Origin of the sequence: Bacillus sp. P14.5, assembly GCF_003316765.1 — a bacterium.
Taxonomy (GTDB): domain Bacteria; phylum Bacillota; class Bacilli; order Bacillales; family Bacillaceae_B; genus Rossellomorea.
In genome coordinates this window covers 49028-63596 of the sequence record NZ_NIJF01000036.1, presented here as the reverse complement: position 1 = coordinate 63596, position 14569 = coordinate 49028, and the positions used below count along the sequence as shown (strand labels likewise).

Below are 14569 nucleotides of genomic sequence, written 5' to 3'. Positions count from 1 at the left end.
GTGATAATGGTTCCGACGCCATCAATATAAAGAAGTAGGCGAGCAGGAACAAGAATAAGGCACGGTATTTTTGATCTCCTTGAATGTTTTCGCAAGACGCCTAAAGCTGTTGACGACAGGCTTCGGTTCAGGCTCAATATAGTAGCGCTGATGAACATTTCTGAACATGGGGATTGCGAACAGCCCCCACCATAAAGCCGTTATCAGGAAGGCAATCTTGCTTGCCACAGTAGTCGAAAGGGGATGGTCCCGCTTTGAGACAGTACAATGATGGCAATGCTGATGAGGAATGGAATGGTGCTTCCGATATATCCCAGTCCATAGCCTCTGGCAGATATCCTGTTCATTCTTTCATCCGAGGTCACATCGGTAAGGAAGGCGTCATAGAATACATTTGCCCCTGCGGAACCGACTGCAGCGAAGGTATAACATATTAATAGAATGAGCCACTGGTCACTTGGAATGAAGGCAAGGACGGCTGTAGCCGTGACACCGAGCCCAAAGAAAAAGTAAAGAATTTCTTCTTGAATCCTTTATAGTCAGCAATGGTTCCAAGAATCGGACCCAGCATGGCCAGTATAAAGGTGGCAATGGCAATGGTGTATCCCAAGTAAGCTGTTGAATCGGATGGGCTGACCCCTGCATTGGTGGCCGCCGCCTTGTAAAACAGCGGAAAGACTGCCGTCGAGATAATGATGGAATAGGCCGAGTTCGCCCAATCATAGAACATCCAGCTGTTTTCTTCTTTCGTAAAACTTTTCATCGGCTTTGACCTCCTGGGAACGATTTCAAATTTATTGTACAAGAAAAGCGGGAAAGAAGACGGAAAGTCCCTATTCTTTACATAATATTTACAGTTTCAGCAAATCATTCACAACCTGTCCATCTGTTTCTCCCAAGTTAAGCCCAAGCAGTCTGGCAAAGGTTGGCCCTTCGTCGACAAGACGCATGGACGGGATGATGGCTCCTTCTTTTATTCCTTTACCGGAAGCCATGAAAACTGTTTGATATTCGGGTTTTTCAGGTGAATAGCCATGCGATGCATAAGTGTATTTTCCGGATAAAACATCTTCAGGAGTTATTTCGTCAAGGTAATTTCCTTCGAGGCCTTCTTTAATATAGAAGTCCTTTAAAGCTTCAATCATGAAGGCGCAGTTCCCGTCAGCTCCTTTTTCTCCGGCTTCCTTCCCGGTTAAGAGATTTTCTATGCCGTTCTTTTCATTTTCTATAAGACCCAATAAAATATCTTTCACAGTGTTCTGCGTCTTCTGATCATGTTGGTCTTTCACATAAATATATGCCGAGCCATCGCAGCTCTTGCAATAGGCTTTCCAATCCGTTACACGTCCCTTGTCATTTACGGTGATGAGTCCCTTTTCCTTCAACAAAACATTAGGTTTTATCGCTTTTGATTCATCGAGTGCGCTATGATCGCCGAGGGCAATGATTGTTGAAGCGTCGTATATGCCCGCTTCCTTTAAGGCCGAAAGGATTCTGCCCAGACGCTCATCATGTCTTTTAAGAGCGGCATAAGCCTCTTCTGAAGAGAATCCGTGGTAATGCCGGTTGGAATCAAGGTCGGTAAAATGGATGAGCATGAGGTTGGGCTTCTTCTTACGGATGGTTTCTACCGTTGATTCCAGTACAAAGTCGTCCAGCTGCGGCTGAAAGAGCCCATTCCGGATATGCCCGAATCGGCGGTTCATCTCCAGCTGAAATGAAGTGCTTCCATTCCAAAGAGAGACCGCTATTTGATGATGCCAAGGCCGGTTGGCGAATATTTCAGGCATATTGTAGTCGATATCCGCCTTGGCGGTCACAGGCCATAGTAAAGCAGCAGTAGTCATTCCTTCTCGTTTTGCTTCATCATAAAGGGTTGTACCTTTGATATGGTGTCTTTGCCAATACCAATCAGGGGAACTGCTTCCAGGCTGAAGATGAGTATTGTTAATGACTCCATGCCTGTTTGGAAAGTTACCGGTGACGATTGTGGCATGGCAAGGGTAGGTTACGGAAGGGTAAATCGTCTCGACCGCTTTGCAATAAGCACCGTTTTTTAGAAATTCTTTAAAATTTGGGAGTTCATTCAGTGTGGGAAAATCCAATGAAGAAAGACAGTCAAATGAAATAACGATCAGGTGGTCTGTAAGTCGCTCCATGAAAGCCTCCGAAATCAAAATAGTTTAAAAATTCACTTTATGTATTTAATATACCAGAAAATGTGAAATAGACCAGAGCGGATTTATATTGAAGCCCAAATGGCAAGCAGGAGTTCTACTTCACAACAAATAAAGGGCGAAAACCATCATTAGCGGTTTTCGCCCTTTTAGTCATGTTATTTTTTAAGCAGATCAGACTCTGTTCTTTTAAAGGTGAAGCCAAGAATCTTCAAGCCTGGATATAATCATAGTCGTAATCCATTTTATCGTCTTTGAAATAATTCGCTATCACATCTTTGTCAGAATGGGGAACTTCCTTTCCTTCGACGATTTGGGCTCCGTTGATACAGCCGCTTGTCAGCAAAATAAGATCATTTTCATTGCTGAGTGAAAGGGCTGACAGAACCCCCTCAGCTCTCGTTCTCTCTGTAGAGATATTCTCGGCAGAAGGATCAGAGAAGCCTGCAAGCACATGGCTGATGATCTCATCGGGATCATTGAAATCTGGATGATCAACAGAAACGACAATTTCGTCTGCCTTTCCTTCAATCGTTTCTGCCATCAGAGGCATTTTCGATTTATCTCTGATTCCAATTCCTGTAATCAAGACGATCAATCGGTTATATTCAAGTTTTTTGACTTCCCTTAGCAGGTTATCAAGAGCTGCCGGAGTATGTGCATAGTCAAGGAGGATCTTTCTGTTTCCATACTCAGTCAGGATTTCAAATCTTCCTTCAGGTCCTTCAATCGAAGGAAGAGCCAGCAGGATCTGGTGAATCGAAAAACCCGAGTGCATAGCTGTGCAAATGGCAGCGAGTATATTGGCGACATTATAATTTCCGATAACCGGGACTCTTACAATATAAGATTCGTCTTGAACTCTTAGTTCAAAAAAGGTCTCATGGCCGATGGTTCTTAAATTGGATGCTTTCACATCAGCATTTGATCTTTTATCAAGACTATAAGTAAGCACTTCTCCGGGATACATATCCAGGATGTCCATGCCCATACCTTCATCATCTATGTTCACAACTGCTTTTTTTGCCTGTTTAAACAGTTTAAGCTTAGCTTTTTTATAATTTTCAAACGTCCCATGGAACTCCAAGTGTTCAGGAGAGAGGTTGGTATGTATGGCGATATCAAACTCTATTCCTTCAACCCGTTTTTGTTCGGTGGCCACCGAGGATACTTCCATGGCAGCCGCATGGTCGCCGCGCTGATGGAATTGCTCAAAAATATAATGTAAATCAGAAGATTCCGGTGTAGTCGGAGTGCTTTTTTTCAAATTGATTTTTCCTGTGGAAGAAATAATGCCGGTCGTCCCGATTGAGCCGGTCGGTGTTCCGAGCAGTGTCATCAAGGATTTCACATATGCAGTGACAGTGGTTTTCCCGTTCGTACCCGTCACGCCGATCGTGGTCAGCTTCTCATGAATTCTTTCGTAAAACACGATGGACAATTGAGCAAGAAAAGCCCTGGCATCCTCTACCAGAAGAAAAGTCCTGTCTGGATATTTTTGGCTGGCTTTCTCGAGTACACTGGTGTTTTCTCCGGCCAGAACAGCAGCTCCATTATGGATCGCGTCTTCAAGGAAAGAATGGCCATCGTGCTTTTCGCCGCTCATGCAGACAAACGCAGCATCCTTCTGCACTCGTCTAGAGTCATAGTTGACGTTTGAAATCTCTCTCTTATCTTGTCCCCAGAGGCGTTTGATTCCTAACTGTTCCTGTGATGTAAAATCGATATTCATGGCTCTCTCCCTTTGCTTTGAAAGTCGGTGATCCCAGCTTTATCTATAGTTTGACCGTAACAGCAGCGAGCATATACAAGATGTATAATTGCTTGTCATGTATCTGTGGACATACTGTCTGAATTTCTATCCCTATTTACCCCGATTTCAGAAAAGTACGCTGGAAAAAATTTCTTCTGCAGAAAACAGTCATTTAGTTGGACTTCGTTAGAAGCATTTGAACGATCTGTTATTTATCCATAGGATTCCTGTTAAAATAAATTTAAATCGTATTATGCAGCAGATTGTTCTGAGAAGATTTTCCAAAGTGGATGGTATATACTTTAGATAAAATTCCAGAGGCGGGAGCTCGGAGGAATGTATGGCCGGAAATCAACCAAGGGGCTTTTTTCAACTCATTCAATTCAGCATCATTGGAATAATGAACGCATTTATTGATATTCTTTCATTGAATTTGTTCTTGTTTCTATATCCTGCAGAACAAGGGACGGTTCTAGTCCTGTTCAACACCGCGGCCTATACTTTAGCCGTTTCAAATAGTTATTATTGGAATTCGAGGCTGACCTTCAAAGGCAGAAAAGGATCGAAACGAGTGAAAGTCACCTTCATGATCCAGGCGATTGTCAGCCTATTGATCAGTAATATAGTGTTTATAGGATCGGTTCACTTGCTGGGATATACAGCAATGCAGCCTTTTCTTGTACACAACCTTTCAAAAGGGCTGGCGATGATTCTGTCATCAGGGGCAAGTTTTTTCTTCATGAAATATGCCGTCTTCCGGACGGAGAAGGAAACATACGGAAATAGAAAAAAGAGCAGCAGGTAATATTTCGCCCTTAAATCAGTACTAAAGGAGGAGAAGAGTAAATGAGCGTTGTAAAATGGGGAATCCTGAGCACGGCAAACATTGCAAAGAAAGCAATGATTCCGGCACTGAAAAATTGCGAGAATGCAGAAATCACTGCGATTGCAAGCAATAGCGGGAAGGCGGAAGAGACCGCAAATGAATATTCCATCCCGAAAGCTTACCAGAGTTATGAAGAACTTTTAGAAGATCCCGATATTCAGGCGGTTTACATTCCGCTGCCAAACACGATGCATAAAGAGTGGGTAATGAACGCGGCCGAGAAAGGGAAGCATGTGCTTTGTGAAAAACCGGCTGCATTGAATGTGGAAGACGCAGAGGCAATGGCCGAAGCCTGCCGTTTAAATAATGTCCTGTTTATGGAGGCCTTCATGTATCAATTCCATCCACAGCATAAACGTGTGAGGGAGCTGATTGCAGAAGGCGTGATAGGGGAAGTACGCCACATGCGGTCAGCCTTCACCTTTAAATTTGATTTTGAAAAAAACAAACAAAATATCCGGCTGGACAAAAATTTGGGGGGAGGAAGCATCTGGGATGTCGGCTGCTACTGCATCCATTCCACCAGATACATTCTGGGGCAAGAGCCTAAAGAGGTCTATGTGAATGCAAGTATTCATGAAGGTTTTGGTGTAGATACCAAAGCAGCAGGCATCCTCAGCTTCGAAAACGGGATGACAGCCAGTTTCGAATGCAGTTTTGAACAACCGATGAGAGATTTCTATGAAATTTCAGGAACCAAAGGGACGATCAAGGTTCCATTTGCATACCGTTCAGATCGTTTTGTTGATGGTGAAGTCAGCATTGTCATCCTGGATGAAAAAGGGGAAGAGAAAAAAGAGGTATTAAAGGGAAATCAATATGAAATTCAAGCAGCCCACTTCGGACACTGCATACTGAATGGAGAAAAACCCGTTTACTCATCCGAAGATACCATCAGGAATATCAAAGCCATTCAAGCTTGTTATGAGTCCCTCAAATTGAATAGTCCAGTCCGTCTGTAAATCAAGAAGCTGAAAGCCATATCTCAGGAGTGAGTGCAAAATTAAAAATTACACATCAAAAGGAGTGCCTAATCCTATCGATTTTGACACTCCTTTTTGTTTTGATCTATATAGTCAACAAAGCATAAACATGAATTAAACAAGAATAATACGTCGATTGTTTTGTGATTATTTCTAAGGGGCATATAGTAATCAAGACCTTAGATTCAATTGCACTGATACTATTAATTGTCGGAGGCTTAAACTGGCTGCTTGTCGGATTATTCGAGTTTGACTTAGTGGCAGCGATCTTCGGCGGGCAAGAAGCCATTCTTTCTAAAATTGTTTACGTCCTTGTTGGTCTTTCAGCGATTTACTGCATCAAGCTTTTTGCCAGGATCAAAGATTAATACAACCTGCTTATTTGCAAACGAAAGCCATTCCAGCTTGCTGGAATGGCTTTTATAGCGGTTACTTGATTAAGCGTACAGTTCCCTGGGACGAAGCACTTATTATTTCAATTTTAAGCTTTTACGGAATCCCACAGGTTTTCGATACCCTGAACGCGCTTGATGGCAGTAATAGCTCCCTGGTGCAGGCCTTCATGCCAGTTTGCGAAGGACACCACTTCGGCCAACGTTTCAAAAGCGATTTCCTTTGTCATTTGGAATGGTTTCTCCCCTTTTTCGGATAATCGGCCCAAGAAAGAATCTTTCAATCTTTTCGGCTGTTCGGACAGAAGCTGCCTAAGCTCCGGGAGTGAGGGGGGAGAACCCTTCCAGGAATCCGGGCTTGTATTGAAGCCGAATAGTTCGGGAAAGCCTTCGGGAATTTGTCCTTTCTCTCCTGCGAAAGAATGGATAAGATTTTCCTGGCTTAGATAAATATGTCCCAAGTTCCAGCGGATCGAATTTTTAAAACCGTCTGGAACAAGGTCCGCCATTTCCTCCGTTGTATTATCCAGGGCAGCTATCGTCCTCATGCGGATGAAATCCATTTGCTTAAAAAGTTGTGAATCCTCCATTATTAGTCCCCCTACAGCATTTTCCTTACTACTTCTGTATATGTGGAGGAAAACCCTTTTATTTTTTGGAGGGGTTAGGATAGACTGATATCAGGAAAGAGTATAAACCTAAAAATGTAATTAAGTGAGGAAAGAATCTCCACGGTTATTACAGGAGAGAAATGCTCGGAGCATGAACTGAAAATTATCGTTTTAGATTAAAGCATCTAACATCACGAAGAGAACAGAAAAATAAAGGATTCAGAGCGAATGGGTTGAAGTTATTATAAGAGGAAATTTAAAAATAAATAAAATACTTAAAATAGAATTGCGTTAATCTGAAACTTTTTGAATTGCAGTGCGTATATGTTAGTAAGAACATAGTACATCTGGGCGGAGGTGAAAACATGAGCATATTAAAAAGGCTGTTCGGCAAAAAGGAAAAGGAAGTGCCGGTTGTAAAAGACAGAAATGTTTTCACAATCGAAGTCGGGGATATAGTGGCTTATGACCTTGAGGACTATGAAGTAGTCAGCAAGCTAACATATAATGACCATGGCTTTGAATGGATTGGATATCAATTGGAAAGCCCGGGGCGTACAGTCTGGCTCAGCGCCGAGATGGACGATCAGGTATATCTGGGGATTTATGAGAAAGTGAAGCTGAAGCTGAGTGAGCCCATTCCGGAAGAAGTTGACTATAACGGCACACGCTATTATCTGGATGAGTCCGGGACTGCAAGAGTAAAAGGACAAGGCAGAGGGAAAAATGTAAATGACATAAATTGCCGTTACTTCGACTTTGAGGACGAAGAGGAAGAAAGCTATCTGTCTGTGGAGATCTGGGGCAGTGAGATTGAGGTAAGCCGCGGGTATGAGATCAATGAATATGAAATTAAAATAATCGCTAGCAATTAATCAGGAGGATGAAATCATGTTTCAATTATTTAAAAGAGTAAAGACAGTAGTCGGTTCAGAACTGAATGCCATGCTGGATAAAGCAGAAGATCCAGTAAAAATGCTTGATCAGTTCATGCGCGAGATGGAAGCGGATATCCGTGATGCGGAGGCTGCAGTAGCAAAGCAGATCGCGAATGAAAAAATGCTTCAAAGAAAATTTGAAGACGCCATTAAAATGGCTGAAAAAAGACAGGAGCAGGCTGTCAAAGCACTGGAAGCAGGAAATGACGATCTTGCCAGAAGAGCACTTGAAGACAAAAAGGTCCACAGCGCCCAAGCTGATTCAATGCGTGAATCCTATGATAGAGCTAAAGGCGATGCCGACAGCTTGCGCAAGAAGCTTGATGAAATGAAGAATGAATACAACCAGATGAAGCTGAAGAAGGATTCATTAAAGGCGCGCGCTGAATCGGCAAAAACCCGTACCAAAATGAACCGTGCGATGTCTTCCATTGGCGGAGACGAATCAAGAAAAGGCTTCGACCGCATGGAAGAGAAGGTCCTGCAATTCGAAGCGGAAGCTGAAACAAGCGAGGATATGAAATCATCAAACCGCAGCCTGGATGACGAACTTGATGCATTAGATAAGAACAATGACGTTGATGACGAACTGGCAGCGTTAAAGAAACAACTAGGCAAAGAATAGACCAGTAATTTCAGGAACCGCGCGAGTGGCGGTTCCTGCTTATGTGTGTCTTCTTGATGATATAACATTGGGAAAATGTATCCAGGGTGTGCTCTTGGGTACATGAACTAGGCAAAATATTGGATAAGATGTATTCAAGCACTCCTCTTGGGGACATGAACTTTGCGTCATGTTGGAGAAGATGTCCTCAGGCAGCATTCTTGGATACATGAACTAGGTGAGATAGAGGAAAAGATGTACCCAAGCACTCCTTTTGGGTACATGAACTAGGTGAGATAGAGGAAAAGATGTACCCAAGCAATCCTCATGGGTACACGAGCTAGTCGGGATAGAGGAAAAGATGTACCCAAGCAATCCTCATGGGTACACGAACTAGTCGGGATAGAGGAAAAGATGTACCCAAGCAAGCCTTTTGGGTACACGAACCAGGTGAGATAGAGGAAAAGATGTACTCAAGCAAGCCTCATGGGTACACGAGCTAGTCGGGATAGTGGAAAAGATGTACCCAAGCAATCCTCCTGGGTACATGAACTGGTCGGGATAGAGGAAAAGATGTACCCAAGCAAGCCCCTTGGTTACATGAACTAGGCAAAATATTGGAGAAGATGTATTCAAGCAGTCTAAATAGGAACTAATCATATCACTTTGAAGCAATGCGCAACTGAAAGTAGGTGAGTAAATGAAGAAGTCGTTAACTGTATTAATCATTTCGGTGGTTATGCTGACTGCCTGCGGGCCTGGCTCCGGTTCAGGAAGCGGTTCTATATTTAAAGAAGGTATAGTTGATTTTATCAATAATGAATATAACTTTACCGATACGGTGGCAAGCGGGACAGATGACAGCAATTATTCAGAAATATACATAGCAGAAAATCAGTCAATTGACGAAGTTGCCCAAGCGATCCAGAATCACGAGGAACCTGAAAGGATCAGTGATAAGAAGGACAATAAGCAGGTGATTGTCTATGATGAGTTATTTGTCATCCTAACAGAAGATGAAGAAGACAGTGCGAACACCATGATCGAAGTGGCTAATGACCAGTTTGTCCGCAACAACTACAGCCCGAGTTTCTTTGAGGGGCTGCTGCTCTATTCGGTTTTGAATAGTTTACTCGGTACAAATGACTGGGACAGAAGCCAGCGGCTGAAATGCCGAAACAACCCTGAATCGTGTTACGGAGGCTACAGCAGATCAGGTGGAACCTTTTCAGGCTACAATAAATCACCTATCCGCGGAGGATCATCCTCTGTAAGGGGCGGCGGTCCAGGTGCCGGAAAATAAAAAGTGGAAGCGCTATGTCCAGCCCCGGCAGGTTAATTGATCCGTGGGAGCTGGAGGCTGCAACTGAATTGAACAAGGAAATTAGAAGGGAGATCAAGGCATGGAACCATTTATTTTAACACTTATGTACTTCGCAATCGCGATAGTGATTGTTATTGCAGGACTTTTTATCTTCGAATTGTTAACAAGTAAATACAAGGATTGGGATGAGGTGCTCGCGGGAAATCAAGCGGTTGCCCTTTCCATCAGCGGAAAAGTCATTGGTATCTGTGTCATCCTTGCTTTTTCGATTTATCACAGTTCCGCGTTGACGGATACATTGATTTGGGGAGCATTCGGTGTCGTCTTGCAGATGGTTGCCTACTTGCTGTTTGAACTGGTTACAAGAAAGTTCTCTGTTGAAGAACAGCTGCACAAAGGGAACATTGCGGTTGGAATCATCACTTTTGCTGTATCAGTCGGGTTGGCATTTGTCATCGGAGCTTCGATAACGTAAATGTGAAAACCTCCGTTCGGCTTTCCAGCTGGACGGAGGAATAGATTAACTTTTGACCCGAAGGCTTTCATAAAGGGGACTTATCAGTGGAAAACGAAGGAATTCGAAAAACGAAAGCGATTTATTGGGCTTCAGGGATAGTCTCGATTTGCGGGATCATCTTTGAAGTCCTGTTTGGTGCCGCGGGTTCATATATTTTAGGAGACGGCGTGAAGCAATATACGTTGACGATCTCGCTTTTTTTGACAGGTATGGGAATCGGTGCTTCTGTCAGTGAAAAGGTGACCAAGAACCTTATTGTCTCTTTTATTTGGATTGAACTGCTTATCGGCCTGATCGGGGGACTGTCCATCTTCACCTTATTCGGAGTAACAGCCTTCTTTGGTGAAGGGACGGACGCCTTTTTCCTCTATGCCGTGACAGCCATTGTGGGAGCATTGACAGGCGTTGAGCTTCCGATATTGATCAGAAAAGCAAATGAAATTGGAGAAACGTTGAATCGAAGTACAGCGAGAGTGCTTTTTTCAGATTATGCGGGAGGTTTGATTGGCGGATTGTTGTTTGTCTATCTGCTGAGACCACAATTCGGCTTGGTCAAAACAGCTTTTATTGTCGCCTTGGTGAATGTCATCGTGGCCCTTTGGCTCATCGTGTATTTCAAGGATGAAATTGCCTCTTTCAAGAAACATGCAGCTGCCGGCATTGCGGTATTCCTCTTCTTATTATCCGGAGTGTTTTGGGGAGAGGAGATGGCCTTTTCTTTTGAGCAAAAGTTGTACCGCGATCCCATCGTCTTTTCTGAGAATACCAATTATCAGCAGATCATTCTGACGAAAGAACAAGGCGATCTGCGGATGTTCCTGGATGGCCAGCTGCAATTCAGTTCATCGGACGAATACCGGTACCATGAAACCCTTGTCCATCCGGCAATGGCCGGTGCGGAAAGAAAAGAAAATATACTTATCCTGGGCGGCGGGGACGGATTAGCAATCAGGGAATTGAGAAAATATGATGAGGTCAAACATATCACTCTTGTAGATCTCGATCCCCGTGTTGTGGAGCTGGCAGAAGAGAATCCAGCCATAGCAGAGCTGAATGGACATGCCTTCGAAGATGATCGTGTCGAGGTGGTCAATCAGGATGCCTTTAACTTTATGGAAAAAGCCACAGATTTTTATGATGTTATTTTAGTCGACCTCCCTGATCCAAATAATGAATCATTAAATAAACTGTATACCCTTGAGTTTTATCAGCTGCTCCGCAACCACCTTCCCCCGGGCGGCACAATCATGGTGCAGAGTACAAGCCCGACTTTTGCGACAGAAGTGTATTGGAGCATTGATAAGACCATTGAGGCTGCCGGCATGAAAACAGAAAACCTTCATGTTGATATACCGAGCTTCGGTGACTGGGGGTTCGTACTGGCTTCCCGGGAGGAACGGTCTTTAGCTGATTTCGAGATAGAGGTGGAAACCAAGTTTTTGACCAATGAGCTGCTCAAGGGTTTAAGTACTTTTGGAAAAGATATTGATTCCAGGATAACCGACGAGAATGGTGACGAAGTGGAGCTGGAAATCAACACCTTGATCAACCCGAATTTAATCCAGAAATATGAGAAAGCATGGACAACGTATTAGACAACCGGGACTGCTGGTTTGTCTAATACGTTTTTTTGTACTGAAAATCGGTTAATGTAATAAGAATATGGCGATAAAGAGAATAGGGACTCTTTTTCGGAAAGATTCATGTTGGACTGGAAGATGAATATAATAGGGGTGTATGGAACTTCTGAAAGCCAATACTAAAAAAAGGTGTGTTTGGGTTTGGAATTAGACAGTAATTTACAGCAAATCACAAGTACCTTGCAAGCGAGGGCGGGCAGCAGTGTCAATGTGATGCTGGCGAAGGACTTTCCGGGAAATCGGATAGCAGGCGGAAAGTATAATATGGGCACTCATACCATTACGATGTATATTGATGAAATCAAGAGACAGTGTAAAATCCTTTTTTCGACACTGGACCATTTTTATGAATACTTTACGGTTGTTTTTGCCCACGAATTGGGCCATGCAGAAGATAAAGAACTGGAAGAACTTGCAGACAGGATGGACGCCGCGGATGATTATGAACGAAAGCGGATTGCCTTGCAGATTGAAGAGAATGCCTGGTGCATCGCGAAAGATTTGATTCCCGAGATCGATGGAAACTTCACCAAGCACATAATCCAGGAATCCCTTCTTTCTTATCGAGACCAAGTTAAGACAGAGACAGTCTCTGTACCGGCCTGCATAATTCCATAGTGCTCTCTTCATACTATGGGTGTAAGACCTTAAAGGAGAGATGAACCATGGGACGCACAAAGTCAGGCAATGCAAACGCACAGCGTAATGACAACCAGAAAAAAGGTAACAGGACGAGCACTGAAATGGTGGAATTCACCACAGGTGACGCTAAGAAGAAAAAGAATCGATTCCAGGATTAATGGAAAAGGGCATCTCTCAGCTGAGAGATGCCCTTTTTGTTAAGTTGTATTCTTGCAGACACGGGCAGGTGTTTGACGCTGTAAAGAGTCGTTTCGCCGAATACCCTTCGGTCGCGCTCAACCCGCCGGCTGCCGGGACCCTAAGGGGTTTTCTTAAAACCTTATCGGCCGATAAATAGAGGTTTTCCGCTGATAAACCTTGGAAAAGCGCTGATAAAAAACTTTTTTCGCCGATAAAGTCGGAGAATACGCCGTGAAACAGCTGGTATCCGCCGATAGGATGACCAAATAGCCCTGGACGCACGTACCAGAATTATCGTTATCCGCTCACCTAAACAAGTATTAATACTTCAGCTTCTTTAAAGGCTTCTTAGCCGGACCTTCAAGTACCTCTCCTCCGATAGAGAATCGTGATCCATGACAAGGGCAGTCCCACGTTCGTTCACCATGGTTCCAATGGACCTCGCATCCCATATGGGTACAGGTTGTATCAACGATATGAAGAGTGCCTTCATCATCCTTGAAAGCCCCGCCTTTTTGACCATTGACGGAAACGTGGGCTGCTTCCCCATTCCTCAAATCGGCCGGAGATTTCGAGACAGAAGTCAGCTTGCCTTTGATCAGATGCTTGGCCACATCACCGTTATACTCCAGATAATGCTTGATGCTCGGGTCCGCGACAAATCTGGAAGGACTGAAGATTTCTTCATAGGGGCTGGCTTTCTTGACGATAAGATCGGACAAAATCATTCCAGCTGCAGTCCCGGAGGTCATGCCCCACTTTTTGAAACCAGTCGCGACAAAGATGTTTTTATGGTTCGCGGTCAATTGGCCGATATAGGGAACTTTATCAACCGAGATCAAGTCTTGTGCGGACCACCGGTAAGAAAGTTCTTCGATTCCGAGAACAGCTTCAGCATACTCCTCCAATGCCTCATAATGCTTGACGGTATCTTTTCCCTGTCCTGTTTTATGATCTTCCCCTCCAACAAGGATGAGTTTCTCTCCGTTAACATCGGTATATCGCAGGGAACGGGACGGGCTTTCAGCATTCAGGTACATGCCTCCCGGAAATTCTTTTTTTGCTTTCACTCCGAGAATATAGGAGCGGCTGGCATACATTTTCGCGAAATAAAAGCCTTTTCCATCAAAGAAAGGAAAGTGTGAGCAGATCAAAACGTTGCTGCAGTTCACCTTATGGCCATCCCTGGTTACGACGGACGGGCTGCTTCCTTCCTGGATATCAACAGCCGTTGTATTTTCATAAATCGTCCCGCCATGATTAGTGAATTCATCCACAAGCACTTTCAAATACTTCAACGGGTGGTACTGTGCCTGTTTTTTCATAATGACTGCGGATTTGATATCAAGGTCAATGGGAAGCTTATCAACCAATTCGCCATCAATGCCAAGTTTATTATAGGCGGTGAACTCGTTTCTCACCTTTTCATCATATTTTTCAGTAATGGCATAGACGTACGCATCCTCTTCGGTTAAATCACAATCGATTTGCAGATCTCTGACATTCTTTTTTATGTATTGAAGAGCATCATCATTTGCCTGATAGTACGTTTTCGTCAGGTCGACCCCAAAATGCTGAATGAGCTCATCATAAATAAGCCCGTGCTGAGCGGTAATCTTTGCTGTTGTATGGCCTGTAGTCCCGTTCAGGATGCTGCCTGCCTCAATAATCGCTACCTTTTTCCCTTGCCTGGCTAGTTCATAGCCCGCTGTAATTCCCGCTATACCTCCGCCGACAATGGCAATCTCCACCTCGGTATCCTGTGAAAGGGGCGGATAGGTGTCAAAGCTGACAGACTCCCTCCAATACGGCTCCGGCTGTTCATTCATAACCTTTTTTCTATCCTCTGATGACATATTAATCCTCCTCAACTACTGATAAGTCTATAGTTTCCAAAATGAGGTTATTTATGCTTCTGGTGA

The 14569-nt window shown here is 43.8% G+C and carries 14 protein-coding genes and 1 pseudogene; 10 read left to right on the top strand and 5 right to left on the bottom strand.

Features of this window, described 5'->3' with window-relative positions:
• The 3 genes and pseudogenes from B9Z54_RS04385 to B9Z54_RS04375 all read right to left on the bottom strand — a co-directional run.
• Positions 1-763 (bottom strand): annotated as a pseudogene (locus B9Z54_RS04385) (MFS transporter); the annotation flags it as partial.
• Between the two features lie 88 nt (positions 764-851).
• Positions 852-2159 carry an alkaline phosphatase family protein gene (locus B9Z54_RS04380; protein ID WP_113927281.1) on the bottom strand — a complete coding sequence of 436 codons (1308 nt, stop codon included), beginning with the start codon at positions 2157-2159 and terminating at the stop codon, positions 852-854.
• 229 nt (positions 2160-2388) lie between these two features.
• Positions 2389-3909: a UDP-N-acetylmuramoyl-L-alanyl-D-glutamate--2,6-diaminopimelate ligase gene (locus B9Z54_RS04375; protein ID WP_113927280.1), complete on the bottom strand. Its 1521-nt coding sequence runs from the start codon at positions 3907-3909 to the stop codon at positions 2389-2391.
• A gap of 361 nt (positions 3910-4270) precedes the next feature.
• On the opposite strand from B9Z54_RS04375, the gene B9Z54_RS04370 reads away from it, so the two are divergent.
• The 3 genes from B9Z54_RS04370 (at position 4271) to B9Z54_RS04360 (ending at position 6167) form a co-directional block, all read left to right on the top strand.
• Positions 4271-4735 carry a GtrA family protein gene (locus B9Z54_RS04370; protein WP_113927279.1) on the top strand — a complete coding sequence of 155 codons (465 nt, stop codon included), beginning with the start codon at positions 4271-4273 and terminating at the stop codon, positions 4733-4735.
• A gap of 41 nt (positions 4736-4776) precedes the next feature.
• Entirely contained in the window at positions 4777-5778 is a 1002-nt protein-coding gene (locus B9Z54_RS04365) for a Gfo/Idh/MocA family protein (protein ID WP_113927278.1), read from the top strand.
• 191 nt (positions 5779-5969) lie between these two features.
• Positions 5970-6167, top strand: coding sequence for a DUF378 domain-containing protein (locus B9Z54_RS04360; RefSeq protein ID WP_113927287.1), 198 nt, complete (start codon positions 5970-5972; stop codon positions 6165-6167).
• 113 nt (positions 6168-6280) lie between these two features.
• On the opposite strand, the gene B9Z54_RS04355 is transcribed toward B9Z54_RS04360, so the two are convergent.
• On the bottom strand, positions 6281-6781 hold the full coding sequence (locus B9Z54_RS04355; RefSeq protein WP_113927277.1) for a DinB family protein: 501 nt from the start codon (positions 6779-6781) through the stop codon (positions 6281-6283).
• Positions 6782-7167: 386 nt separating this feature from the next.
• Between B9Z54_RS04355 and B9Z54_RS04350 the strand changes: the two genes are divergently transcribed.
• From B9Z54_RS04350 to B9Z54_RS26090, 7 genes are all read left to right on the top strand, one after another.
• Positions 7168-7677, top strand: coding sequence for a DUF4178 domain-containing protein (locus B9Z54_RS04350; RefSeq protein ID WP_113927276.1), 510 nt, complete (start codon positions 7168-7170; stop codon positions 7675-7677).
• A 16-nt stretch (positions 7678-7693) separates the two neighbouring features.
• Positions 7694-8365 (top strand): PspA/IM30 family protein, encoded by a 672-nt coding sequence (locus tag B9Z54_RS04345; protein ID WP_113927275.1) that lies wholly within the window; start codon positions 7694-7696, stop codon positions 8363-8365.
• A gap of 679 nt (positions 8366-9044) precedes the next feature.
• On the top strand, positions 9045-9647 hold the full coding sequence (locus tag B9Z54_RS04340; RefSeq protein WP_113927274.1) for a DUF4247 domain-containing protein: 603 nt from the start codon (positions 9045-9047) through the stop codon (positions 9645-9647).
• Positions 9648-9747: 100 nt separating this feature from the next.
• Positions 9748-10143: a DUF350 domain-containing protein gene (locus tag B9Z54_RS04335; RefSeq protein WP_113927273.1), complete on the top strand. Its 396-nt coding sequence runs from the start codon at positions 9748-9750 to the stop codon at positions 10141-10143.
• Between the two features lie 86 nt (positions 10144-10229).
• Positions 10230-11780: a polyamine aminopropyltransferase gene (locus tag B9Z54_RS04330; RefSeq protein ID WP_113927272.1), complete on the top strand. Its 1551-nt coding sequence runs from the start codon at positions 10230-10232 to the stop codon at positions 11778-11780.
• Positions 11781-11966: 186 nt separating this feature from the next.
• Positions 11967-12443, top strand: coding sequence for a hypothetical protein (locus B9Z54_RS04325; RefSeq protein WP_345840689.1), 477 nt, complete (start codon positions 11967-11969; stop codon positions 12441-12443).
• Between the two features lie 47 nt (positions 12444-12490).
• Complete coding sequence (locus B9Z54_RS26090; RefSeq protein WP_262370978.1) at positions 12491-12625, top strand: hypothetical protein; 135 nt, start codon at positions 12491-12493, stop codon at positions 12623-12625.
• Between the two features lie 342 nt (positions 12626-12967).
• Here the strand turns inward: B9Z54_RS26090 and B9Z54_RS04315 are convergent, their stop codons facing one another.
• Positions 12968-14503, bottom strand: a complete 1536-nt coding sequence (locus B9Z54_RS04315; protein ID WP_113927269.1) for an FAD-dependent oxidoreductase — start codon at positions 14501-14503, stop codon at positions 12968-12970.
• Positions 14504-14569: the final 66 nt, after the last annotated feature.